General features: G+C 62.0%; 23 protein-coding genes. 16 read left to right on the top strand and 7 right to left on the bottom strand.

Translation table 11 applies throughout. The features are described 5' to 3' along the window. Positions 1-54 precede the first annotated feature (54 nt). From BJG93_RS20085 to BJG93_RS20050, 8 genes are all read left to right on the top strand, one after another. Entirely contained in the window at positions 55-648 is a 594-nt protein-coding gene (locus tag BJG93_RS20085; RefSeq protein WP_027196043.1) for a ParB-like protein, read from the top strand. A gap of 528 nt (positions 649-1,176) precedes the next feature. Next, positions 1,177-1,368, top strand: a complete 192-nt coding sequence (locus BJG93_RS20080; protein ID WP_027196042.1) for a hypothetical protein — start codon at positions 1,177-1,179, stop codon at positions 1,366-1,368. A 246-nt stretch (positions 1,369-1,614) separates the two neighbouring features. Continuing rightward, positions 1,615-2,016, top strand: coding sequence for a hypothetical protein (locus BJG93_RS20075; RefSeq protein ID WP_051374289.1), 402 nt, complete (start codon positions 1,615-1,617; stop codon positions 2,014-2,016). 280 nt (positions 2,017-2,296) lie between these two features. Next, positions 2,297-2,965, top strand: a complete 669-nt coding sequence (locus BJG93_RS20070; protein ID WP_027196041.1) for a hypothetical protein — start codon at positions 2,297-2,299, stop codon at positions 2,963-2,965. Between the two features lie 33 nt (positions 2,966-2,998). After that, positions 2,999-3,574, top strand: a complete 576-nt coding sequence (locus tag BJG93_RS20065) for a PAAR domain-containing protein (RefSeq protein WP_082194581.1) — start codon at positions 2,999-3,001, stop codon at positions 3,572-3,574. Positions 3,575-3,576: 2 nt separating this feature from the next. Then, a complete protein-coding gene (locus BJG93_RS20060) occupies positions 3,577-4,191 on the top strand; it encodes a PAAR domain-containing protein (RefSeq protein ID WP_051374288.1) in 615 nt (204 codons plus the stop codon). Positions 4,192-4,193: 2 nt separating this feature from the next. Then, positions 4,194-4,994 (top strand): hypothetical protein, encoded by an 801-nt coding sequence (locus tag BJG93_RS20055; protein WP_051374287.1) that lies wholly within the window; start codon positions 4,194-4,196, stop codon positions 4,992-4,994. A gap of 72 nt (positions 4,995-5,066) precedes the next feature. Then, the gene (locus tag BJG93_RS20050) at positions 5,067-5,675 is read left to right on the top strand and encodes a DUF7079 family protein (protein ID WP_154671758.1); all 609 of its coding nucleotides are present in this window, start codon (positions 5,067-5,069) and stop codon (positions 5,673-5,675) included. A gap of 235 nt (positions 5,676-5,910) precedes the next feature. Here the strand turns inward: BJG93_RS20050 and BJG93_RS20045 are convergent, their stop codons facing one another. Further along, the gene (locus tag BJG93_RS20045; protein WP_027196040.1) at positions 5,911-6,222 is read right to left on the bottom strand and encodes a hypothetical protein; all 312 of its coding nucleotides are present in this window, start codon (positions 6,220-6,222) and stop codon (positions 5,911-5,913) included. Positions 6,223-6,566: 344 nt separating this feature from the next. Then, a complete protein-coding gene (locus tag BJG93_RS20040) occupies positions 6,567-6,863 on the bottom strand; it encodes a hypothetical protein (protein ID WP_027196039.1) in 297 nt (98 codons plus the stop codon). A gap of 510 nt (positions 6,864-7,373) precedes the next feature. Between BJG93_RS20040 and BJG93_RS20035 the strand changes: the two genes are divergently transcribed. The 3 genes from BJG93_RS20035 (at position 7,374) to BJG93_RS20025 (ending at position 10,063) form a co-directional block, all read left to right on the top strand. Next, positions 7,374-8,666 carry a cation:proton antiporter gene (locus BJG93_RS20035; RefSeq protein WP_027196038.1) on the top strand — a complete coding sequence of 431 codons (1,293 nt, stop codon included), beginning with the start codon at positions 7,374-7,376 and terminating at the stop codon, positions 8,664-8,666. A 307-nt stretch (positions 8,667-8,973) separates the two neighbouring features. Next, complete coding sequence (locus BJG93_RS20030; protein ID WP_027196037.1) at positions 8,974-9,252, top strand: DUF1488 family protein; 279 nt, start codon at positions 8,974-8,976, stop codon at positions 9,250-9,252. Positions 9,253-9,271: 19 nt separating this feature from the next. Beyond that, a complete protein-coding gene (locus BJG93_RS20025) occupies positions 9,272-10,063 on the top strand; it encodes a phosphate/phosphite/phosphonate ABC transporter substrate-binding protein (RefSeq protein ID WP_027196036.1) in 792 nt (263 codons plus the stop codon). 13 nt (positions 10,064-10,076) lie between these two features. Here the strand turns inward: BJG93_RS20025 and BJG93_RS20020 are convergent, their stop codons facing one another. The 4 genes from BJG93_RS20020 to BJG93_RS20005 form a co-directional block, all read right to left on the bottom strand. Next, on the bottom strand, positions 10,077-12,146 hold the full coding sequence (locus tag BJG93_RS20020) for an acetyl/propionyl/methylcrotonyl-CoA carboxylase subunit alpha (RefSeq protein WP_027196035.1): 2,070 nt from the start codon (positions 12,144-12,146) through the stop codon (positions 10,077-10,079). 52 nt (positions 12,147-12,198) lie between these two features. Beyond that, complete coding sequence (locus BJG93_RS20015; protein ID WP_027196034.1) at positions 12,199-12,984, bottom strand: enoyl-CoA hydratase/isomerase family protein; 786 nt, start codon at positions 12,982-12,984, stop codon at positions 12,199-12,201. Between the two features lie 49 nt (positions 12,985-13,033). Further along, the gene (locus BJG93_RS20010) at positions 13,034-14,641 is read right to left on the bottom strand and encodes a carboxyl transferase domain-containing protein (protein ID WP_027196033.1); all 1,608 of its coding nucleotides are present in this window, start codon (positions 14,639-14,641) and stop codon (positions 13,034-13,036) included. A 66-nt stretch (positions 14,642-14,707) separates the two neighbouring features. Beyond that, positions 14,708-15,889 (bottom strand): isovaleryl-CoA dehydrogenase, encoded by a 1,182-nt coding sequence (locus tag BJG93_RS20005; RefSeq protein WP_027196032.1) that lies wholly within the window; start codon positions 15,887-15,889, stop codon positions 14,708-14,710. Between the two features lie 246 nt (positions 15,890-16,135). Here BJG93_RS20005 and BJG93_RS20000 point away from each other — a divergent pair, with 246 nt between their 5' ends. The 3 genes from BJG93_RS20000 (at position 16,136) to BJG93_RS19990 (ending at position 19,208) form a co-directional block, all read left to right on the top strand. Beyond that, positions 16,136-16,873 (top strand): TetR/AcrR family transcriptional regulator, encoded by a 738-nt coding sequence (locus BJG93_RS20000; RefSeq protein ID WP_027196031.1) that lies wholly within the window; start codon positions 16,136-16,138, stop codon positions 16,871-16,873. Between the two features lie 39 nt (positions 16,874-16,912). Beyond that, positions 16,913-17,836: a DUF72 domain-containing protein gene (locus tag BJG93_RS19995; protein ID WP_027196030.1), complete on the top strand. Its 924-nt coding sequence runs from the start codon at positions 16,913-16,915 to the stop codon at positions 17,834-17,836. Between the two features lie 253 nt (positions 17,837-18,089). Beyond that, entirely contained in the window at positions 18,090-19,208 is a 1,119-nt protein-coding gene (locus BJG93_RS19990; protein ID WP_027196029.1) for a 3-deoxy-7-phosphoheptulonate synthase, read from the top strand. A gap of 162 nt (positions 19,209-19,370) precedes the next feature. Here the strand turns inward: BJG93_RS19990 and BJG93_RS19985 are convergent, their stop codons facing one another. Then, the gene (locus BJG93_RS19985) at positions 19,371-19,649 is read right to left on the bottom strand and encodes an HU family DNA-binding protein (RefSeq protein WP_027196028.1); all 279 of its coding nucleotides are present in this window, start codon (positions 19,647-19,649) and stop codon (positions 19,371-19,373) included. A 350-nt stretch (positions 19,650-19,999) separates the two neighbouring features. Between BJG93_RS19985 and BJG93_RS19980 the strand changes: the two genes are divergently transcribed. Continuing rightward, complete coding sequence (locus tag BJG93_RS19980; protein WP_027196027.1) at positions 20,000-20,383, top strand: hypothetical protein; 384 nt, start codon at positions 20,000-20,002, stop codon at positions 20,381-20,383. Between the two features lie 189 nt (positions 20,384-20,572). Then, complete coding sequence (locus BJG93_RS19975; RefSeq protein WP_027196026.1) at positions 20,573-22,546, top strand: putative bifunctional diguanylate cyclase/phosphodiesterase; 1,974 nt, start codon at positions 20,573-20,575, stop codon at positions 22,544-22,546. Positions 22,547-22,548: the final 2 nt, after the last annotated feature.

Genomic DNA, 22,548 nt, shown 5'->3' with positions numbered 1-22,548 from the left:
GGGGGCATGAAAGTTGCGGAAGCCGCGTCATCGCATCCAGAGAAGGAGACCGACATGGATACGCGGCAAATCGAAAAACTCCGTCCCACGCAATTGAGCCACGGCGCTCGGGAGGTCCGCGAAAAAGTCCGCCAATACAGGTCACTGAGCGCCCATGACCTGGAGATGGCCATCGCCGAAAAGCCGATACCGGTCGTCTGCGGACCGGGCACGATACCGTTCGCGATCGATCATCATCATGTGGCCGCAGCGCTGTGGTACGTTGGCGTGCGCTCGGTCCCGGTCGTGCTGGTGCGGGATCTTTCCTCGTACACGTGGGCGTCGTTCTGGCTCAGCATGGAAAACCAACGATGGACCTTTCCGTACGACCCTGAAGGCCTGCGCCGGCCGTTTTCCGAATTGCCGGCGCACGTATGGGAACTGAGAGACGACGAATACCGAAGTCTCGCGGCAGCGGTCCGCGATGCCGGCGGCTATGAAAAAACCAACGTCCCGCTAGAAGAATTTCGCTGGACCGATTTCTTTCGCGCGACGTTGCCGCGACCGGATAGCGACGAAAAGTTCACAGCTTTGCTCGAGGAAGCCTTGAAGCTGGCAAAGAGCGACGCCGCATTGGGACTGCCGGGCTATCTCGGTCGCGCGGATTAAGTCGGCGGCCCACTCAATCGTGGGCCACACTGCGCGCCATTACGGCGCCGCAATTCCGATTAATTGGCGCATTCACTGGCCAATACGACGCGACATTTGTTCACAATTATTCGGCGGATAACTCGCTATATTGGCAGTGGTCGATCACGGGTCCGATCGACCTTGCCAGACAGGCATTGAGCCTGTCCTTCAGCAGCCTCGATCGCTCCCCGCGTTCGAGGCTTTTTTCTTTGCACCTTGCTATGCGGATAGGGTTCCCCGCCGGTTGTCAGCACGACGGTGGCGAACTACACCTCGGGCGGGAAATCCATGCTCGGCATTGGCGGTATGTGCGGCGCCTGGTCCGTACGGGGCGACGCCCTTCCGTGATGGCTCTGGTCGTTGAGCAGGCGGTCGGGGCGGACTTGGTAGTTCCGGGTCGTTCACGGCCCTGGCCGTGGCAGCGACGGGCTGCTGGTCATGCGTGAATACAGTTGATCCTGCCCGCAGCGCGGTAGAGGTCTACCTGTAGCGCGGGAGAACCCCATCATGCGACGCTTTGCACTGATCCTGCTCGTTCTCGTGGTCGCAATGCTCGCGGCCCGCACCGTGATTCACATCGAAGGCAACGCAAACGCCGTGAACGGCATTGAAGGTCATACGGGCACGGCGAAAGTCCCGTCAACCTTCGCGACAGCGCACAATCCCAATAATCGTCAATGGTCCGGCATCTGTTTATAATCGGAATGCCGTTGAAACAGCGACGGATCGGGCTTGGCAGCCTGAAAAATTTGAAGACCGGCACGCCTGCCCCGCAGGCGATGCCTCTGCCTCTGCACGTCTGTTTTCTATGGGCGGGCCTTGGCAGGGAGGCGCTCGCGCCTGCCGGTCGTTGGTCTTCAAGTCCGGTCTGCCAACCCTGTCACTGTGCCCGCTCACCAGCTCCCTATGTGTCCGGGCGATCCTTCACGATAACCGGGACCGCGCATGACCAAACCCACCAGAAAGCAGCAATCTCCATCCCGCCCCCCTGTAGACGCTCTCCGGTATGAACAGCTCGCGCTGGCCGCCTTCCATCTTTGCGACCGGCAGGGGCAGCAACTCCGACATCTGATTACACTGGCGACCTCGATATTCAGGAGTCCTGCTGTGACTGTCGAGGAAAGACACGAACACCGCAACCTGCTGGAACTGATGATCCAGATCGGCGAGAACTATCACTCGACCAACCGCTGCGATCAGGAACTGTTCACGGTGCTTGCGCTCGACGCCAAGGGGCTTCCTAACCGCCAACTGACACCGGGGGACGCGGCAGCGATTCTCGCTGACGCTGCGCACGGCGCGAACGGGAAACTGGCGGCTATGGACGCTTCGTGGACAAAGCACTAACTGGCGCCGATCACTTAGGAGAAGGCGGCTCAATGCCGCCTTTTTTTGATGGACGTCGATGGAGAACCATGCATCGTGAATCGATTGCATCGTGCATCTATCTGTTAATGATTGTTAATTCTAGGTTATCTCGATTTAATTTCGTTGACCGGCTCGAATTTAAATGGTCAGTTATCGGTTTTGCGAACTGATTCAGGAAAAGGGATTACGCAGTCCGGCATTGACCGGAGGGCGTTAGGTTCCTTTTGCCGACGCGTCCTGACTTCAAGGAGATGTCCGTTTGTCTGCCGATACACATGAAGCCTGTCCCTACCAGTTACATTCTTCGCTTCGCCTGTATGCGATGGTGAACAAGCCACTTGATGCTCCATCCGTCTCGCCCGGCAGTCACTACTGCGGTGACATGCAGATGCTTTGCCACCGCGCAGACCACCGGCGCATGATCTGTACCTATCTGAGTCCGCTCGATGCGATCTTGGGTTCAATGGACCTGCACGATGACGAAGATCACTTCTGGCCGATTGATTTCAGGTGCGTCGATACGCGTCATTTTCTTGAGCAGAACGGAAGCCTGAACGTATCGGTTAACTACGCTTTCGCTGCGGATCGCGGCCGGATTGTCGTCGGCAAGCACGCGCAGCCCATCATGGTCTACACCGGTGACTCGTTTGAGATTTCGCGTGACCAATGGGACCACTTTTCCATCCGGTTTACCGGGCGCGTCGTCGACCGAATTGAAGACATCTTCGCGAAAGCAGGCTTGTCAAACTTCGCCGAAACGCTCGAAGCAATGGATGGCTGGTCAACTGCGCAGATTCACGATGCAGCTGAAGAGGCAATAGCCAGGATGCCGCCGACCATTGCGGCGGAAGAACTTGGCAAGTCCTCTATGGACCAGTGCGCAATCTATGACCCAGAATCGGGTGACTGGCACTTTGTCGATTTTTGATTAATCCAGAAACTTTCAACAGGGAAAATGACTATGAGGCTTGCACTGGTTCGACATGGCGACCCGACAACCACCAGAGGATTCGTTATCGCGCTTTCGTCCACGATGTTTGATGGCGGAAAACATATTGCCTTGCATGGTGAGGAAGCGACGTGTGGCAACTGCAAGGGCGTGTTCAAGATCATCGGCACCGGTGACGGCGTGTCAGAAAATAACAGGAATGCCGTTGTACACGGTGACAACGTGCTATGTCCTTGCGGAAAGAACCGGGTAATCGCGGGTGCAGATGCAGGAATGTTCATTCATCTCAACACCGGCTCGGACAGTACGAGGGCGAGTGATACGGCGAACACCGCACGCACGAACGATGTTGCCAGTCACTGGATTTCCTTTGCGCTACGGGAGCGCGGAAATTGCGCGGGTCTGCGCTGCGTTGCGCACTTCAATGACGATTCAGAAGTATACGGCACGTTCAGTGCAGATAATACAGTGCGCTTCGAGCGCTTTGACAATGACAGTGCATGTTCGCGCCTTGAGATATTACCAGGCGACAACGCGAACGGATCAGGCTCAGTAACCGAATCCCTACTCTCAGCGATCGCAGGGTAAGCATGACTGAAACTTATTATGCAGCGGTCGAAGACGATCCACTGACAAGCGGCAAAGGAAGCCGTGTTTTTTCCGACAAGCAGTGCGGCACGATCATGGGCGAGGATGGCAAGCGCCGCCGCCTAGCCTTCATTGGAGACACCGCGTATTGCGCCAAGTGCGATAGCACGGGGCTGATTACATACGGTTCGGGCCTGGGCGATGGGCATCGCCTGATTGATCGCGTGAACGGCGGGCGACGTCAAGCCGTGGGCGGGGATATCGTTCTATGCAAGTGTGCCGACCCTCCCCGGATCATCGCGATATACGGCCGTAGGTGGATCATCCATGATCGGGATGACAAGCGGACAACTAGCAAGCATGCCACGTTAGCGCCGTTTGTTAATCATTGGATCAGCTTCGCCCTAAGAGAGCAGGGAAACTGCGAAGGTATGCGCTGTGTCGCGCACTTCGCGGACGGCTCCAAAGAGTACGGAACGTTCAACGCAAGCAACACGGTGCGATTCGAGCGCGCCAACAATGGTAGCCCATGCGCACGCGTAGAGGTGGTATTAGACGATAGCGCGGAGGCTTCCGGCTCAGTAACCGAATCAATTCTTGCATCAATTGCGGGGTAAATATGTCAGAAATTCAAGGAGATAAAAAAAGCGTCGTAGTCGATGGGCAATTCCGAACCAGGCAAAGTCATGAAATAGGTGTGGACTTTCTCAAAGCGCAATTAGATGCCTTTGAGGCGGCTGCGCTATTTGTATCTCATGGCATTATTACCGATGAATTTGTAAGGCAGCAATACAAGGCACATATCAAGCGAATTTCCACTTCGGTTAGGCAGGCTGTTGAAAACGGAAACTTGTCCGTAAAGGAGGCAGCTGAATATTGCAGCCAAGTTCGAGACCAATTATTCGTTGAATATCGTAAATATACATCGGCCATTGGCATCGCGGGAGCGGAAGCTATAAAGATGAAATCAAGGGGGTTTGAATATTACCTTAATAAATACGCAAACGCGAAATATCGCGTTGACTTTAAGTTTCTAAATGCCGATCAGCGAGCTACGGTTTATTTCGAAACAATTCTTTCGGCTGGTCGCGATAACGTAAAAGTCACCAAAGGAACAAAAATACAAAAAGGTCTTGGCGTTACGGCCATAATCGTAGTTGCCATCTATGCAGTTGGCGCAATTATTAATGCAAAAGATAAAATTAGGGAGGCGGCAAAACAAGGCGATATCATTGCCGCAGGTTTCATTGGTGGCGCTATTGCTGGTGGTGCGGTTTCGTTCTTGTGTGGCCCCGCAGAGCCGGTATGCGCAGCAGCCACGGTGTCTATCGGCGCGGCTATGGGCGGTCAGGTCGGCGAGCACATACAGGACTGGTATGATTCGGCCCTAACCAGCTTTAAGAGCATTATTGCCAATTAAATCTCATAGCCGGCTTGCAATAGACCATTGCGAGCCAATCTTTATTGTCAAATTTTGCCAGAGTGTCGTATCGTGACCCCCGAAAATCTTGCACGTCGCCGACCAGTTTGGGCGGCAATGAGTGACCTGTTTCTCGATACCGAGACGCGTTGGGAGATACCATTCGTCGCGCGCAGTTGCGCCGAGTCGGGTTATGACGATGCAACACTGGAGCGCATCTTCTGGATCGAGATATTCCCCGAGACGATGGGCAATATTCTTTCAATTTTCGGTGAATGGCGCGCACTTGACCTAAACGAAGCCGCGCTAACCGGTCGCGCGAAAGCGGGCAGGATGCCGTGGTTGCGACGGCAATTGTGGGGAGGAATGGTGAGATCGGAGTGGCGTAGTGTCTGCACGGTAGTGCAATGGCTGCGTCCGCTAGATGAGTTCCAGCGGACGCAGTTTACCAGGGCACTCCATTTGTGCGGTCGGTACTATTTCGAAACACCTGGCGAATTACCCTTTGGTATTTCGGAAAAAGAGATTGACGCTGTGCGTGAGTTATTTCCCGATGCCTGGGGGCGTTATGAGCCTGTGTGTCGTTCGATGTTGCTAAAGAGCGAAGCGTCAACACACGACGCACGAGCGGCGGCTGTACGAAAGCTTTGTGCTAACCATCCGGGGGGTGCCAATGTTTGATCGACCAGTGGCAGACGGGGACCGCGACACTATCCGGATTCATCGTTGCGCTACGCGAGGGGAAATTCCGACGACTACCTCGCAATAGAAATCATCGTTGCGCCAACCTGTCCTCCGAGGGGAGGTCATCGGTGCAATACGGAATCGCCTCCAAAGGAACAACCGCCCGCGAACTAGACGTTCGGTTGGTACCCGTAAACGGGAAAAGGCCCGCTCCGTTCGGGCCTTTTCAGTGTTATGCCTGATGCCACCGATTGACGCGTTGGGGCACTCCCTCGCGGTGCCACTTGCGCCGTTCTGCTGCGATCTTCTCCAGCAGTTGCAACACCTCTTTGCGCTTGCCGACTTTATCCGCCCGTTCCATAGCGGCCCGATGTTCGTCGGGCGTCGCCTCGACGCCATCACAGCACCGGTTCACCACCACAGTAAGCGCATCCATCGGCGGACCGGCATACCGGGCGCGCAATGACGACAGCGCGTCAGGCAAGAGTCCCGTCAGGTCGTCGGTCTGCAACACGGCGGCGCTGATTCTCAGCACAGGTTCCATTCACGACAGCGATTCTGACGAATGCTGCTTTCGTACTTCGGGCGAACGAAGTTTGTCATAGCATCGCTTCCTGCTATTGTGGTCGAACGTGGCGGGCGCGAAACGATACGTGAACTCGGTTTCGCATCCATCCGAGGTATCCGCGCACGTAGGCGACATTTGCGCCAAGCCTCATTTTCTCTATCTCCAGAAAAGGCAAAAAGCCGCACACAAACAGGGGGGAGCGGGATTCAAACGACAGGACGCTGAGGAGACGAGCACGTCCCGTCCCAAATTCACACGCACCTGACAGCTACGCGCGGTTATTTCTGTTGCTATCGAGGCGCCAATCGTCCGTGTATATGTCAGGCCGCCTTGCGCGCGACACCTTCGCCCATCACGCTCACTACGTCATCGACAACCCGCGTCGCGGCCGCGAATCCCGCCGCGAGCACTTCGCTCAGATCCGTCGACGAACCAACGGGCACCGGACCCACGCGAAAGGCAGTCGACCACTCGCCGCCGATCAGCCGTGTCTTCAACGTGACGCTCGCCGCATACGCGCGCCGCGCCGTGGGATCGCTGACATGCGCGACCGAATCAGTGCCACGCAATGCGTTGACCACGATGTCGAAACCCCGATAACGATAGATTTGCTTCATGCTCTTCTCCGTCTTCTGCCGTTGCGACACAACAGCATTTCGCCACACATTTATGCTGCATTATTCTCGACCCATTTTTGTCAAAAATTGTCAACCTTCAAGAACAATTATGCAGAAGTGTCCGCATAAAAGTCTATTCAGATCCAATTGAATAATCCGTGATGAAACAAGCTGTGCGGAATATCTCGAAATAGAAAACCTATATCTCGAAATAAAGACCGGAACTCACCCGGTGCTCCAGTAGTCCGAGCACTGTCGTGTTTGAACAAAGCGTTCGTACCGGTACGTCGCTCTATCGCCAGCGGCAACGATCGTGTTTTTATAGATTGCAGATCGCTTGTCAGATCGAATGAGTTTGAATAAGGAATTGCTGGTGAAATATCTCGCTGGTTCGATGTCGCCATCGCGGCGGCTCTCTCCGCCTGTCTGTTTTATCCCTCGTTGCGCGAGTTACCTCGGTGCCACCGTGATCACGCGTTCGCGCCGCCCCGAAGCTGGGGGGCATGCACGATGAGCGTATTCCAGATGACCGGCGCGCTATTCGCCATCGTCGCGCTGTTCGGCATCGTCAATTATCGGTTCATCAGATTGCCCGACACCCTCGGCATCACCGCGGTGGGACTCGTCGTCTGCGTCGGTATTTCGGCGCTCGGCTTCTACTATCCGGCAATGGCGATCGCCGCGCGCAAGATCGTCGTGCAGATCGATTTTGCGGACATCGTGTTTCACGGCCTGCTCAGCCTGCTGCTGTTCGCCGGCGCGCTGCACGTCGATCTGTCGAAGATGCGCACGCAGCGGCGCGCGGTGCTGATGCTTGCGACGATCGGCGTACTGATTTCCATCGCGGTGGTCGGCTTCGGGTTTTACTACGCCGCACACTGGCTCGGCCATCCGGTCAGCCTGCTGTGGTGTCTCGTTTTCGGCGCGCTGATCTCGCCGACCGATCCGATCGCGGTGCTGAGCGTGCTCAAGCGCGCGGCGGCGCCCGAGAGCCTCGAAACCAAGATCACCGGCGAATCGCTGTTCAACGACGGCACGGCCGTCGTCGCGTTCGTCACGCTAGTCGGGCTCGCGACCGGCGCGCAGGAGTTTTCCGCGGGCGCGATTGCATTCGATCTGCTGCGCGAAGTCGCCGGCGCGCTCGTGCTCGGTGCTGCACTCGGCTTCGGCGCGTCGCTGCTGCTGCGCGGCATCGACAGCTATCCGGTCGAGATCCTCATCACACTCGCGCTCGCGACCGGCGGCTATAGTCTCGCCGAAGCGCTGCACGTATCGGCGCCGCTCGCGGTCGTCATCATGGGGCTCGTGATCGGCAACCACGGCGCGTCGACGTCGATGTCGGAGAAAACGCGCGAGCATCTGTTCAACTTTTGGGACCTGCTCGACGAGTTGCTCAATCTGGTGCTGTTCGGGCTGATCGGGCTCGAGATCATTGCGCTGTCGCTGCGGGTCGAGATCGTGTGGCTCGGGCTCGCCGCGATTCCCGTCGTGCTGCTCGCGCGCGGCGTCAGCGTCGCGGTGCCGTTGCTCGCGCTGCAGAAGTTCCGGCGTCTCAATCCGCATTCCGCTGTCGTGCTGACGTGGGGCGGGCTGCGCGGCGGAATTTCGATAGCGCTCGCGCTGTCGCTGCCGGAGTTTCACGGGCGCGAAACGTTCATCGGCGTCACATATCTGGTCGTGGTGTTCAGCCTGCTGATTCAGGCGACGACACTAGGCGCGCTGATCCGCCGGCTCAATTTCTCGGACGCTCACACAGCCCCGCTTGTTCCGCTGGATTCATCCTCTGCAAGAAACGCGCGGTAATCGTAAAGTGGATACCTGCGCCGATCGGCAGCCGGATCGCGAACGCGAACCGACGGAGCGCGGGAGCGATACCTCTGGCACGAGCTTGGTGAGAAAATCCCAAAGACAGTTTGAGACGGGCGCGAGCCGTTCGCGCGTCGAATTCGACGCTGGATTGGCGTGCCCGATTTAAGCGTTTTCTGAGCAGTGCCCGCCGTGTCGCGCCGGTTGCGGTGCCGGGCATATTTGCCGTCAATGCCGGTTCTCCCACATACCTGGCAGGCGCGGTTTGTCATCCTGTCGATTCAGGCGTCCGAAGGAGTTCGCCATGTCGGTCTATGTCGATGAAGGGTTCCGGCCCTGCGTGACGGAATGCGCGACGGTCGCGTTCCGCGTGTGCTGCGACGATCGCGCGCAGGTTTTTGAAGTCAGCGCCGACGCGTTGATTGAGTTCTGCGGCGCCGTCAGCCGTCGCAAGCAGGACCTACTGGTTGCGTTCGAGGATGCGCAGGACGAGATCCTCAGCGTAGCCGCGCAGCGGTGGCAGTTCACGCCGAGCGAGCCGGTGCGGCTCGGTCTCGACGAATTTAAATTGGTCAGACATTAGGCGTGCGAGCAACGCCCTCATGAGCTGGATCGCCGCCTTGCCGATGTACAACGTGACACCCGCGCTCGACCTCGAATGGCGCGAGTGGCTCGACGACGTGCTGCGCCGGATCAAGCCCGCGTGCCGCATCGTCGAACCGGACGAGGAACTGCACGGCTTCTGGCGCCGCCCGAATCTGCTGATCTCGCAGACCTGCGGTTATCCGCTGATGCAGGGGCTGCACGCGCAGGTGCAATTGATCGCGACACCCTGCTTCGATGCGCCCGGCTGCGACGGCGCGCATTACTCGAGCGTACTGGTCACGCGCGCCGACGCGCGTTTCGACTCGCTCGCCTCGTGCCGCGGCGCGCGCGCCGTCTATAACCAGGACGATTCGAACAGCGGCATGAACGCGTTTCGTCACGCGGTCGCGCCGCTCGCGCGCGCTGGCATGTTCTTCGGTGCGGTGCTGCGCACGGGCTCGCATCTGGGCTCGCTGCGCGCGGTCGCCGACAATCGCGCGGACGTCGCCGCGATCGACTGCGTGACGTTCGCCTTCGTTTGCGACGTGCTGCCGGAACTGGCGCGGCGCGTGCGCGCGATCGGCACGACCGCCGCCTCGCCGGGCTTGCCGCTGATCGCCTCGGCCAATGTGCCGCCCGCCACCATCGCCGCGTTGCGCAACGCGCTGAACGAGACGCTGACGAGCCGCCCCGCGCGCGCAAAACGCCTGCGTTTGACGGGCTTTTCGACGCTGCCGCTGACCGACTACGCGCGCATCGGCGAGCTCGAAAGCGAGGCGCGCGCGGCTGGCTACGCGCGCCTCGGCTGATCGATTCCGGCGCTTATTCCCCCGCCTGCTGCACGTCCAGCACCAGCAGCTGCGCGCCGTCGGAGACCTGGTCACCGACCGCATACAGCACCTCGGCGACCGTGCCGGCCGCCGGTGCGCCGATCGTATGCTCCATTTTCATCGCTTCCATCACGATCAGCGGCGCGCCTTTCTCGACCACCGCGCCCGGCTCGACCAGCACCGCGATCACCTTGCCCGGCATCGGCGCGGTCAGACGGCCCTCGCCATGCTCGGCATCCGCGGCATGCGCGAGCAGGTTCTGCCATTCGAAGGCAAGCGTCTCGCCCAGGCAGAACACGTGGAACCTGTCGCCGTCGACGAACACGCGCCCCGTCACGCGCGCATCGCCGATCGTCGCGCGGAATTCGTGCGCGCCCGCGCCGAGCGACCATGTGAAATCCTCGCGCACGCCGTCGTGTTCGAGTGTTTGCACGAAGGCCCGTGTTCCCCCGTTGCGCGCGAACACGACCGTGAAAGCGTCGTCGCTATCGTCGTTGGCGGCGTCGTCGATCACGCGCCAGCCGAGCGTTTGCGTGTAACCGCTATTGAGCCGCCAGTGCGACAGCGCATCCCACGGCGACGCGCCGTGCGCGGTGCCGCCCTCGCGTGTCAGCAATGCGGCGCACGCGAGCGCGAGCGCTTCCTTGAACGGCTTCTTTGCCGGCGCGAACAGCGCGTCGCGATGACGTTCGATCAAACCCGTATCGAGATCGCCGCTCGCGAACGGTTCGCTCGCGACGATGCGCCGCAGAAACTCCACGTTCGTATGCGGACCGACGACCTCGCAGGCATGCAGCGCACGCGCGAGGCGCGCCAACGCCTCGTCGCGCGTCGCGCCGTGCACGATCAGCTTCGCGATCATCGGATCGTAGAACGGCGTGATCGTGTCGCCCTCGCGCACGCCGCTGTCGATCCGCACCGGCGCCTTGCGGCCCGGCTCGCCGAGACCGGCCGCGTCGATCGCGAACTCGACACCGTCCGGCATGCGCAGATGCTTGAGCGTGCCCGTGGACGGCAAAAAGCCGCGCGCCGGATGCTCGGCGTAAATGCGCGCCTCGATCGCATGGCCGTCGAGCTTCAACTGCTGCTGCGTGAGCGGCAGCGCCTCGCCCGCGGCAACGCGCAGCTGCCATTCGACGAGGTCCTGCCCCGTCACCATCTCGGTGACCGGATGCTCGACCTGCAGCCGCGTGTTCATCTCCATGAAATAGAACTCGCGGGCCGGCGTCATGATGAACTCGACCGTACCCGCGCCGACGTAGTTGACGGCGCGCGCCGCCGCCACGGCCGCTTCGCCCATCGCGCGCTTGACTTCGGCCGAAAGCCCCGGCGCCGGCGCTTCCTCCAGCACTTTCTGATGACGCCGCTGCACCGAGCAGTCGCGATCGAACAGATAGACCGCGCCGCCGTGCCGATCGGCGAACACCTGGACTTCGACGTGACGCGGCCGTGTCAGATACTTCTCGATCAGCACGCGATCGTTGCCGAAGCTGCTCGCCGCCTCACGCTTGCACGACAGCAGCGCGGCCGCGAAGTCGGCACTGCGCTCGACCACCCGCATGCCCTTGCCGCCACCGCCCGCGCTCGCCTTCAGCAGCACCGGATAACCGATCGTGTCCGCCTCGCGCTGCAACAGCTGCGGGTCCTGGTCGTCGCCGTGATAGCCGGGCACGAGCGGCACCGCGGCCGCGTGCATCAGCGCTTTCGCGGCGGCCTTCGAGCCCATCGCGGCAATCGCTTCCACCGGCGGTCCGATAAAAGCGATGCCGGCTGCCTCGCACGCGTGCGCGAAGTCTTCGTTTTCCGAAAGAAAGCCGTAGCCCGGATGCACGGCCTGCGCGCCGCTCGCGCGCGCGGCGTCGATGATGCGCTCGATGCGCAGATAGCTTTGCGCCGCCGTCGAGCCGCCGATATGCACCGCTTCGTCGCAGGCGGCGACGTGTTTCGCGTTGGCGTCGGCGTCGGAATAGACGGCGACGCTCGCGATGCCGAGCCGCTTGCAGGTCGCCGCGACGCGGCACGCGATCTCACCCCGGTTGGCGATCAGGATCTTGTTGAACATGAGTGTCTCGATGAAAAAGGCGGTGCGAGGCGAGGGTTGTTAGCGGCGCATCTCAGTGGCGCCAGCCCGGCGGGCGTTTTTCGAGGAACGACGCGACCCCTTCGCGGCCTTCGGCGCCGGCCCGCGTTTTCGCAATTCGTACGGCCGTGTCCTCGATCAGCGCGTCGCTGAGCTCGCGACCCGCGATGTCCTGCACGAGCCGCTTGCAGGCGCGCACCGCTTGCGGGCCGTTCGCGCACAGCGTCTGCGCGAGCTGCGCGACCGTCGCATCGAGCCGCTCGGCGCTCACCGCTTCGCTGACCAATCCCAGCCGCGAGGCGGTCGCGCAGTCGAACGCCTCGGCGGTGACGAAGTAGCGCCGCGACGCCTGCTCGCCGAGCGCGCGAATCACATACGGCGCGATCGTCGCGGGAATCAGCCCGAGCCGCGCTTCGGACAGGCAGAAATGCGCGCTGTCGACCGCGACGACGACGTCGCACGCGGCAATCAGGCCCATGCCGCCCGCGTATGCGTCGCCGTTCACGCGCGCGATCACCGGCTTGTTGCAGCGATACACCGCCGAGAGCATGCCCGCGAGCCGCATCGCATCGGCGCGGTTCTCGTCGTCCGAGTAGCCGGCCATTTTTTTCATCCAGTTCAGGTCGGCGCCCGCGCAGAACGCCTTGCCGTTCGCGGCGAGCACCACCGCGCGCACGTCGTCGCGCGCGTCGAGCGCAGTAAATGCTGCCGTTAGCTCGGCGATCATCGTTTCGTTGAACGCGTTGCGAACGTCCGGACGATCGAGCGTGACCGTCGCGATCTGGCCGGCAAGCTCGACCTTCAGCGTTTCGTATTGCATGCGTAGCACTCCTTCGCCTTGCGTCGTCGCATCGCGGTGCCGTGGGCCGTCACATTCTGAACACGCCGAAGCGCGTGTCTTCGATCGGCGCGTTCATCGCCGCCGACAGGCCGAGCCCGAGCACGTCGCGGGTTTGCGCGGGGTCGATCACGCCGTCGTCCCACAGTCGCGCGCTCGCGTAGTACGGATGGCCCTGATGCTCGTATTGCTCGCGGATCGGCTGCTTGAACGCCTCTTCTTCCTCCGCGCTCCAACTGCCGCCCTTCGCTTCGATGCCGTCGCGCTTGATGGTGGCGAGCACCGACGCGGCCTGCTCGCCGCCCATCACCGAGATGCGCGCGTTCGGCCACATCCACAGGAAGCGCGGCGAATATGCGCGGCCGCACATGCCATAGTTGCCCGCGCCGAACGAGCCGCCGATGATCACCGTGAACTTGGGCACCTTCGCGGTCGCGACCGCGGTGACCATCTTCGCGCCGTTCCTCGCAATGCCTTCGTTTTCGTACTTGCGCCCGACCATGAAGCCCGTGATGTTCTGCAGGAACACGAGCGGGATCTTGCGCTGGCAGCACAGCTCGATGAAGTGCGTACCCTTGAGCGCCGACTCCGAAAACAGAATGCCGTTGTTCGCGACGATACCGACCGGATGCCCCCAGATATGCGCGAAGCCGGTCACGAGCGTGGTGCCGTAGCGCGCCTTGAATTCGTCGAAGGCCGAATCGTCGACGATGCGCGCGATCACCTCGCGGATATCGAACGGCTTGCGCGTGTCGACCGGAATCACGCCGTAGATGCTCGCGGTCTCGTAGCGCGGTGGCTTCGGCTCCTGTAACGCGAGCGGCGCCGGCTTCACGCGGTTCAGATTGCCGACGATGCTGCGCGCGATCCCGAGCGCATGCGCATCGTTCTGCGCGAGATAATCGACGACGCCCGACAGACGCGTATGCACGTCACCGCCGCCGAGATCCTCGGCGCTGACCACTTCGCCGGTCGCGGCTTTGACGAGCGGCGGGCCGCCGAGAAAAATCGTCCCCTGGTTCCTGACGATGATCGACTCGTCGCTCATTGCCGGCACATATGCGCCGCCCGCGGTGCACGAGCCCATCACCACCGCGATCTGCGGAATACCCGCGGCCGACAGATTCGCCTGGTTGTAGAAGATCCGGCCGAAGTGATCGCGATCGGGAAACACGTCGTCCTGATTCGGTAGATTCGCGCCGCCGGAGTCGACGAGGTACACGCACGGCAAACGGTTTTCGCTGGCGATTTCCTGCGCGCGCACGTGCTTCTTCACGGTGACCGGATAGTAGGTGCCGCCCTTCACGGTCGCGTCGTTGCAGACGATCACGCACTCCTGTCCCGCGATGCGGCCGATGCCGGTGATCACGCCGGCGCCCGGCGCGTCGTCGTTGTACATGCCGTACGCGGCGAGTTGCGACAGTTCGAGAAACGGTGTGCCCGGATCGAGCAGTTGCGCGATGCGCTCGCGCGGCAGCAGTTTGCCGCGGCTCGTGTGCTTGTCGCGGGCGGCCTGACCGCCGCCCTGCGCGAGCTGCTCGACCTTCGCGCGCAGATCGGCGACGAGCGCTTCGAGCGCCGCCGCGTTAGCGCGGAAGTCATCCGAGCGCGGGTTCAGTTTCGATTCGATGATCGGCATGACGTGGCTTGTCCAGATTGGCGTTTTTCAGAAGCGCTTGATGCTTTAAAACGGCTCGTGCTCACGTCACATGGTTTCGGCAAACAGCTCCCGGCCGATCAGCATCCGGCGGATCTCACTGGTGCCCGCGCCGATTTCGTAGAGCTTCGCATCGCGCCATAGACGTCCCACCGGATACTCATTGATATAGCCATTGCCGCCGAGAATCTGGATCGCCTCGCCAGCCATCCACGTCGCCTTTTCGGCCGTGTACAGAATGACGCCCGCGCAGTCCTTGCGGACCTGGCGAACGTGGTCGCGGCCGATCGTATCGAGCTGCCGGCCGACCGCGTACAGATACGCGCGGCACGCCTGCAAGGTCGTGTACAGATCGGCGACCTTGCCCTGGATCAGCTGGAATTCGCCGATCGACTGGCCAAACTGCTTGCGGTCGTGGATGTACGGCACGACCGCGTCCATCACCGCGACCATGATGCCGGTCGGGCCGCCAGCGAGCACCGCGCGCTCGTAGTCGAGACCGCTCATCAGCACTTCGACGCCGCCGTTCAATGCCCCAAGAATGTTTTCCTCCGGCACTTCGACGTCCTGGAACACGAGTTCGCCGGTGTGCGAGCCGCGCATGCCCAGCTTGTCGAGCTTCTGCGCGACCGAAAAACCCTTCATGCCCTTCTCGACGATGAACGCGGTAATGCCGCGCGACTTCGCTTCGGGATCGGTCTTCGCATAGACGACCAGGGTGTCGCAATCGGGGCCGTTGGTGATCCACATCTTGGTGCCGTTCAGCACGTAGCGATCGCCCTTCTTTTCGGCGCGCAACTTCATGCTGACCACGTCCGAGCCCGCGTTCGGCTCGCTCATCGCGAGCGCGCCGACGTGCTCGCCCGAGACGAGCTTGGGCAAATACTTGCGCTTCTGCGCGTCGGTGCCGTTGCGATGAATCTGGTTCACGCAGAGATTCGAATGCGCGCCATACGAGAGGCCCACCGAGGCCGATGCGCGCGAAATTTCCTCCATCGCGACCATGTGCGCGGTATAGCCCATGTTGGCGCCGCCGTACTCCTCGGACACCGTCATGCCGAGCACGCCGAGGTCGCCGAACTTGCGCCACAGATCCATCGGAAACTGATCGGTGCGATCGATTTCCCCCGCGCGCGGCGCGATTTCTTTGGCGGCGAACGACGCAATGCTGTCGCGCAGCATTTCGATCTCTTCGCCGAGCGGGAACTGCAAACCGGGCAGGTTGGGCATTGCGGTGTCTCCTGAGTTCGTGGGCGGCCGCTCATGCAACGCGAAGCGGCGCGAAAACGTGTCAACGCGCATTTCACGCCAGATTGACGTAAGCGTCAATAGGTATTTTTGAGTGTTACTCAGAAGCTCCACAAACCTGCGCCATCCGGCGAATTGTGCGCTACGATTCCGTCCATATGACGCGTGCGCGGCGTTCGAAACGCCGTTCAAGCGCCGGTCCGCATCACAAATCTGAATCTTACTCATATGACGGTTGCCGAGAAGGCCGGATTACCCATTTCGCGTCGCCAGCCGGCCGGGCGGAAGTCGCAGCAGCGCGTGAAGGAGATTCTTCAGGCGGGGCGCGAGGTGTTCTCCCAGAAGGGCTACGAACGCGCGACCACCGCGGAAATCGCGCAGCGCCTCGGCATTTCCGAGGCAACGGTGTTCAGCTACTTTCGCGGCAAGCGCGAGCTATGCGCGCGTGTCATCGGCGACTGGTACGACGACATCATCGACGCGATCGAGTCCGGTCTGCCGCGCGACGGCAACGTGCGCCAGCAGTTCGCGTTCATCGTGCGCATGCATCTACGGCTGATGCTCGTGAACGGCACCGACCTGTGCGCGCTGGTGCTCTCCGAAGGCCGCGCGCGGCATCACGAACTGAGCGAAGCGCTGACCGAACTGCAGCGCCGCTACACTGCGCCGTTGATGCGCGTGCTCGCGCAAGGCCAGCAAAGCGGCGAGATTCGCGCCGACATGCCGCTGCGCTTGTTGCGCTCGATGGTGTTCGGACCGATGGAGCACGTGCTATGGGACGCGACGCTGGCGAACCGGCAGATCGATATCGAAGCCACCGCCGACCAACTCATCGACGTGCTGTGGGCCGCGCTGACACCGCCCGACCTCGCGCTCAGCGCATTGCAGCGCTTTCGCGTGGAAGTGGCCGAAGCGAGCCGTCGTTTCGATGAAGCCAGCGCCGCGCGCCGCGACAAAAGCGGCTAATCTACGAGCTTTCCCGCCGCCGCCCGAAGGAGAGCCCAAGTGCCCGCAGCAAAAAGCGCGAAGCAAAGCAACAAGCGAACCGGAAAGTCTGGCGAGGAACACGGCGACAAGCCTGAAGCCACCAGGAAAGCGCCAACGAAAACCCCAACCAGCCGGCCCTCCCAATCCACGTCCACCGCACGCATTCGCATCGGCATCGGCGGCTGGACCTACGCGCCGTGGCGCGGGCCGTTTTATCCGGACGACCTCACGCAAAGCCGCGAACTCGAATATGCGAGCCGGCATCTGACGTCGATCGAAATCAACGGCACGTTCTATGGTTTGCAGAAGCCGGCCAGCTACGAGAAGTGGTATCAGGAAACGCCCGACGATTTCGTGTTCTCGCTAAAAGCGCCGCGTTACGCGACCAACCGCAAGGTGCTCGCCGAAGCGGGCGACACGATCGAGCGCTTCTTCGCAAGCGGCGTGCTGCTGCTCAAGCAGAAGCTCGGGCCCATCAACTGGCAGTTCGCACCGACCAAGAAATTCGACGCCGACGATTTCGAGGCCTTTCTGAAGCTGCTACCCGCGAGCATCGAAGGACAGACGTTGCGGCATGCGGTCGAGGTTCGTCACGACTCGTTCAGGACAGCGGAATTCATCGCCCTCGCACGCAAGTACGAGGTCGCGGTCGTGCTCGCGGCCGATAGCGAGTATCCGCAGATCGCCGACATCACCGCGCCATTCGTCTACGCGCGCATCATGGGCACGAGCGACAAGCAGGCCAAGGGCTATTCGACGAAAGCGCTCGACGCATGGGCCGAGCGCGTGCGCCAGCTCGCCGCGGGCATCGCGCCGGACGATCTGGAGACCTGCGCGGCGCCGCCCGCAAAAGCCGCCACCCGTGACGTCTATCTGTATGTGATCAGCGGCTTCAAGGAGCGCAATCCGGCCGCCGCGATGGCGTTGCTCCAGAAGCTCTGACTACGCCGCGCCGCCTGCCCGCCTGCCAGCAGGGCCGCGCGGGTGTCATAATCGCGCCAGCGCATCCGTGCGCGGTAGTGTCGGCCTCACGTCAAGTCCACGAAGACCTTGCGTCCAACCTCGCCCGAGGCCCGCAGCAACCCGAACCCGCACGGTCCACAGCAAACCCACGCAGCGCCTGCACGCCTCTTCGCGGCGGCGCTCGCATAATCGGGCGGCAAGGCCGCCTCATCAACCGATTGCGGAGAACATCTTGAGCGCCCTCGACAATCCCTTGCACGATCAGGAAGTCGGCTCGGCCGACGCCACCCAGGACACCACGCGCATCGACGACGTGCGCATCGGCGCGGTGCGCCCACTGATTTCCCCCGCGCTGCTGCAGGACGAACTGCCGGTGCCGCCCGCGGTGCAGACGCTGGTCGAGAAGACCCGCGTCGAAATCGCCGACATTCTGCACGGCCGGGACGACCGGCTCGTGCTGATCGTCGGTCCGTGCTCGATTCACGATCACGACCAGGCGATCGACTACGCGCGCAAGTTGAAGGCCGCCGCCGATCACTACAAGGACGATCTGCTGATCGTGATGCGCGTGTACTTCGAGAAGCCGCGCACGACGGTGGGCTGGAAAGGCTATATCAACGATCCGCGTCTGGACGGCAGCTTCCGCATCAACGAGGGGCTGCGTCTCGCGCGGCAGTTGCTGATCGACATCAACGGTCTGGGGCTGCCCACCGCGACCGAGTTTCTCGACCTGCTGAGCCCGCAATACATCGCCGATCTGATCGCGTGGGGTGCAATCGGTGCGCGCACGACTGAGAGCCAGAGTCATCGCCAGCTCGCGTCGGGACTGAGCTGCCCGATCGGTTTCAAGAACGGCACCGACGGCGGCGTGCAGATCGCCGCCGACGCGATCGTCGCGGCGGGCGCGAGCCACGCGTTCATGGGCATGACCAAAATGGGTATGGCCGCGATCTTCGAAACGCGCGGCAACGACGACGCGCACGTGATCCTGCGCGGCGGCAAGAAAGGGCCGAACTACGACAGCGCGTCGGTACAGGCCACCTGTGAAGCGCTGAGTTCAGCGGGGCTGCGCGAGCAGGTGATGATCGACTGCTCGCATGCGAACTCGAACAAGTCGCACCTGCGGCAGATCGAAGTCGCGGAGGATATCGCGCGGCAACTGTCGGAGCGCGAGCGCCGCATCATCGGTGTGATGCTCGAAAGTCACCTGGAAGAAGGCCGTCAAGATCTGAAGGCCGGGGTGCCGTTGCGTTACGGCGTGTCGATCACGGACGCCTGCGTGAGCTGGGCGCAGACCGAACCGGTGCTCGCCACGCTCGCCGAGGCAGCGGGCAAGCGTCGCGCGGGCTGACTGCGCCAACGAGCCGGACACACGCGCCGCGCCAGCCGCCGGGTGAACCGCGTGGCCGGGCTGAGCGGCGCGTGATCCTCACGCCCGACGCATCGCGCTCGCGCGCGCCTCACAGCACGGCTGCAGAGCGCACCGCGAATGCTCCGGCGCGAAGCGCGTTGCTTACGACGCGTTGACGGCTTCTTTGAACGCCTTGCCTGCGGTGAACTTCACCGTCTTGGCCGCGGCGATCTGGATCTCTTGGCCCGTCGACGGATTGCGGCCCACGCGTGCCGCGCGCGCGCCGGTCGAGAACGAACCGAAACCGACCAGTTGCACCGTATCGCCGCTCACCACCGCCTTGGTCACTGCCTCGACGATCGCGTCGATGGTCTGGCCGGTTGCCGCTTTGCTTTCGCCCGTCGCTGCGGCGACTGCATCAATCAGTTCCTGTTTGTTCATAGCACTTCCCGTATGGTAATCATGGAACCGGCGCCCCTCTGAGGCGCCGGGACCGACACACTAACGCATAGGCGCACTTTCGCGCAAACCCTTGGTGTAAGGCTTGTATCAAGGCCGGGGCGCCGATTTGACGTTTTCCCGCCCCAAACTGCCATAAGAATCGCGGGCTTATGCGCGCGCGCCAGCTCGCGAAGGTTCGCCGCGCATCACAATCCGTTGCAATTTCAGTGCTTTAGCACGCGATACGCAAGCGCGCGCGGCGTTTCAGACGACGATAGCCCTTTTCTCGAAGCGTGGGCGCGGCATTTGCGAGACACCTCACAAGTTAACTTTCGGGAAGACATAAAAGAGTGAGAATTCGCCACTTTGCAACATGGGCGCTGCTCGCCCTGCTCTGGTCGGCGGCTGCCGCGGCCGACGACAACGTATGCGCGACCCTCGTCGGCGCGGCGAATCCCGGCGCTGCGCAGGGCTTCGCGTTACGCGACGGAGAACCGGTCGACTTCATCCGCGGCGGCAGAACGGTGCACGGCAAGCTGCTGGTGTTCAGCGACGGCGACGTCTATCGCGCGTACTGGCAGCCGGACAACAGCCCGGAAAAATACGTGCTTGCGAATGCGGGCGCCGACGCCGTGCGGCTCGTCTCGTCCGCCCCGCGGGGCACACCCGCCCCGGCCGGCCAGCCGGGCACCGCTCTGCGGCCGCAGCGGGTTCTGTCGTGCCCCATGCTTTGAGCCTGTCTGGTCCCGGTGCACGAACGCGCGCCGCCAGGTAGTACTTACCGCCTCCAATTGGTAAGCGGGCCGTCGGATTCATAGACGTTTTGCCTGCGATGCTCCATTACCGCTCGTTGCGCTCAAGTTAATCAGCCTCGCGCCGATATAAACAGCTGCGTTTAGCGCGCAAACGTTAAAGGGACGGTAATGGTTTGGCTAGCGAGATCGAAAAAGATGCTATCCGTCGTCGAGGGCGACCGGGAGCTCATGCGTGCGCAGTTGCACGCTTTCAGCCGCCAGGTACCGCTGCTCTATTTCATCCTGCTCGTCAACACGGCGGCAGTCGCGGCGACGCATCTGGACAGCGCGCCGGCGTGGCTGTCCTTTTACATACCCGCGGCGCTCGGCGTGCTGTGCATGCTCCGCTGCGTGCGCTGGTGGCGCAGGCGCAACCGTACGATGACGGACACGCAGGCGATCAAAGAATTGCGCAGCGTGACATGGCTGGTCGGCCTGTTCGGCGTCGCGTTCAGCGGCTGGTCGCTGCTGCTGTTCCCGTACGGCAGCGCGTACCAGCAGGCGCAGGTCGCGTTCTATATGGCGACCACGCTGGTGGGCAGCATGTTCTGCCTGATTCATCTGCGCAAGGCCGCGCTCCTGCTGCTTTGCATCGTCATCCTAAGCTTCTCCGGGTTCCTCGTATCCAGCGGCTCGCCCGTGTTCTTCGCGATGGCCGTCGACATGACGCTGGTCGGCGTCGCGCTCGCGGTGGTCATCCAGCTTTACTGGCGCACATTCGCGGACGCGGTGAACGCGCAACGCGAACTGCAGGCGAGCCAGCGAAACACCCAACGGCTCAGTGACGACAACTACCGGCTCGCGAACCTCGACAGTCTGACCGGCCTGCCGAATCGGCGCAGCTTCTTCTCGTCGCTGCGCGCGATCTCCGAGCAGGCGCTCGAAACCGGCGGGGGTTTCAACGTCGGGCTCATCGATCTGGACGGTTTCAAGCAGGTCAACGACATCTACGGTCACGCGAGCGGCGACTTCGTGCTGCAGGAGGTCGGCACGCGGCTCCTGTCGATCGGCGAAACCGGCCTGATGTTCGCGCGTCTGGGCGGCGATGAATTCGGGGCGATCGTGCGTCACAAGCTGTCGAACGAAGCGCTGGTCGAGTTGGGGCAGCGCATTTGCGACGCGCTCAGTCAGCCGTACCATGTCGCCGACAATATCGCGGAGCTGTCGGGCACGATCGGCTGGGCCGCGTTTCCCGAGGCGGGCTCGACGGTCGCGCAGGTGTTCGAACGCGCCGATGCGGCGCTGTACGTCGGCAAGGAAAACCGCCGCGGCAAGCCGGTGATTTTCTCGACCGATCACGAAACGCAGATGCGGCGTCTGAGCCTCGTCACGCAGGAGCTGCGCCACGCGGACCTCGAAACCGAGCTGTTCCTCGAGTTCCAGCCGATCTACGATCTGCTCACGCGCCGGCCGATCGGACTCGAAGCGCTCGGCCGCTGGCACAACGCGCGGCTCGGCATGGTCAGGCCAGAGGAATTCATTCGGATCGCAGAGCGTACCGAGCTGATCCTCGGCATCACCGACGTGCTGCTGCGCCAGGCGCTCGCGCAAGTCGCGCACTGGCCGGCCGATCTGTATCTGTCGTTCAACCTGTCCGCGATCGACATCTCGACGTCGGCGCGCGCGCGCCGCCTGATCGACATCGTCGCGGCGAGCGGCGTGTCGCCGCATCGCGTGACCTTCGAGATCACCGAAACCGCGTTGACGCGCGATTTCGAGCAGGCACACAGCGCGATGACGATGCTGAAACAGGCCGGCTGCCGGATGTCGCTGGACGATTTCGGCACCGGCTATTCGAGCCTCAGCTACGTGCATCGGCTGCCATTCGATGCGATCAAGATCGACCGCAGCTTCGTGACCGATGTCGATACCAACAGCGCGTCGAAGAAGATCGTCAAATCCGTGATCGACCTGTGCCGCAACCTCGGGCTCGAATGCGTGGTGGAAGGACTCGAAACGCCGTTGCAGGCCAAGGTCGTGCAGGCACTCGGCGCGCGCGCGGTGCAAGGCTATCTGTTCAGCCTGCCGATGCGGGCGAGCGCCATCGACACCTTTCTGTGGGCTGCGCTCGCTCAGAGCCATGCGGCACAGACGCATCCGTAGCG

Origin of the sequence: Paraburkholderia sprentiae WSM5005 (assembly GCF_001865575.2) — a bacterium.
Taxonomy (GTDB): Bacteria; Pseudomonadota; Gammaproteobacteria; order Burkholderiales; family Burkholderiaceae; genus Paraburkholderia; species Paraburkholderia sprentiae.
The sequence above is the reverse complement of the archived record's forward strand: the minus strand, read 5'-3'. Positions and strand labels throughout refer to the sequence as shown.

Coding starts and splice junctions, on each gene's coding strand:
- BJG93_RS20085 (WP_027196043.1), top strand. CDS start 55: ATGGATACGCGGCAAATCGAAAAACTCCGTCCCACGCAATTGAGCCAC.
- BJG93_RS20080 (WP_027196042.1), top strand. CDS start 1,177: ATGCGACGCTTTGCACTGATCCTGCTCGTTCTCGTGGTCGCAATGCTC.
- BJG93_RS20075 (WP_051374289.1), top strand. CDS start 1,615: ATGACCAAACCCACCAGAAAGCAGCAATCTCCATCCCGCCCCCCTGTA.
- BJG93_RS20065 (WP_082194581.1), top strand. CDS start 2,999: ATGAGGCTTGCACTGGTTCGACATGGCGACCCGACAACCACCAGAGGA.
- BJG93_RS20060 (WP_051374288.1), top strand. CDS start 3,577: ATGACTGAAACTTATTATGCAGCGGTCGAAGACGATCCACTGACAAGC.
- BJG93_RS20055 (WP_051374287.1), top strand. CDS start 4,194: ATGTCAGAAATTCAAGGAGATAAAAAAAGCGTCGTAGTCGATGGGCAA.
- BJG93_RS20045 (WP_027196040.1), bottom strand. CDS start 6,222: ATGGAACCTGTGCTGAGAATCAGCGCCGCCGTGTTGCAGACCGACGAC.
- BJG93_RS20040 (WP_027196039.1), bottom strand. CDS start 6,863: ATGAAGCAAATCTATCGTTATCGGGGTTTCGACATCGTGGTCAACGCA.
- BJG93_RS20035 (WP_027196038.1), top strand. CDS start 7,374: ATGAGCGTATTCCAGATGACCGGCGCGCTATTCGCCATCGTCGCGCTG.
- BJG93_RS20030 (WP_027196037.1), top strand. CDS start 8,974: ATGTCGGTCTATGTCGATGAAGGGTTCCGGCCCTGCGTGACGGAATGC.
- BJG93_RS20025 (WP_027196036.1), top strand. CDS start 9,272: ATGAGCTGGATCGCCGCCTTGCCGATGTACAACGTGACACCCGCGCTC.
- BJG93_RS20020 (WP_027196035.1), bottom strand. CDS start 12,146: ATGTTCAACAAGATCCTGATCGCCAACCGGGGTGAGATCGCGTGCCGC.
- BJG93_RS20015 (WP_027196034.1), bottom strand. CDS start 12,984: ATGCAATACGAAACGCTGAAGGTCGAGCTTGCCGGCCAGATCGCGACG.
- BJG93_RS20010 (WP_027196033.1), bottom strand. CDS start 14,641: ATGCCGATCATCGAATCGAAACTGAACCCGCGCTCGGATGACTTCCGC.
- BJG93_RS20005 (WP_027196032.1), bottom strand. CDS start 15,889: ATGCCCAACCTGCCCGGTTTGCAGTTCCCGCTCGGCGAAGAGATCGAA.
- BJG93_RS20000 (WP_027196031.1), top strand. CDS start 16,136: ATGACGGTTGCCGAGAAGGCCGGATTACCCATTTCGCGTCGCCAGCCG.
- BJG93_RS19985 (WP_027196028.1), bottom strand. CDS start 19,649: ATGAACAAACAGGAACTGATTGATGCAGTCGCCGCAGCGACGGGCGAA.
- BJG93_RS19975 (WP_027196026.1), top strand. CDS start 20,573: ATGGTTTGGCTAGCGAGATCGAAAAAGATGCTATCCGTCGTCGAGGGC.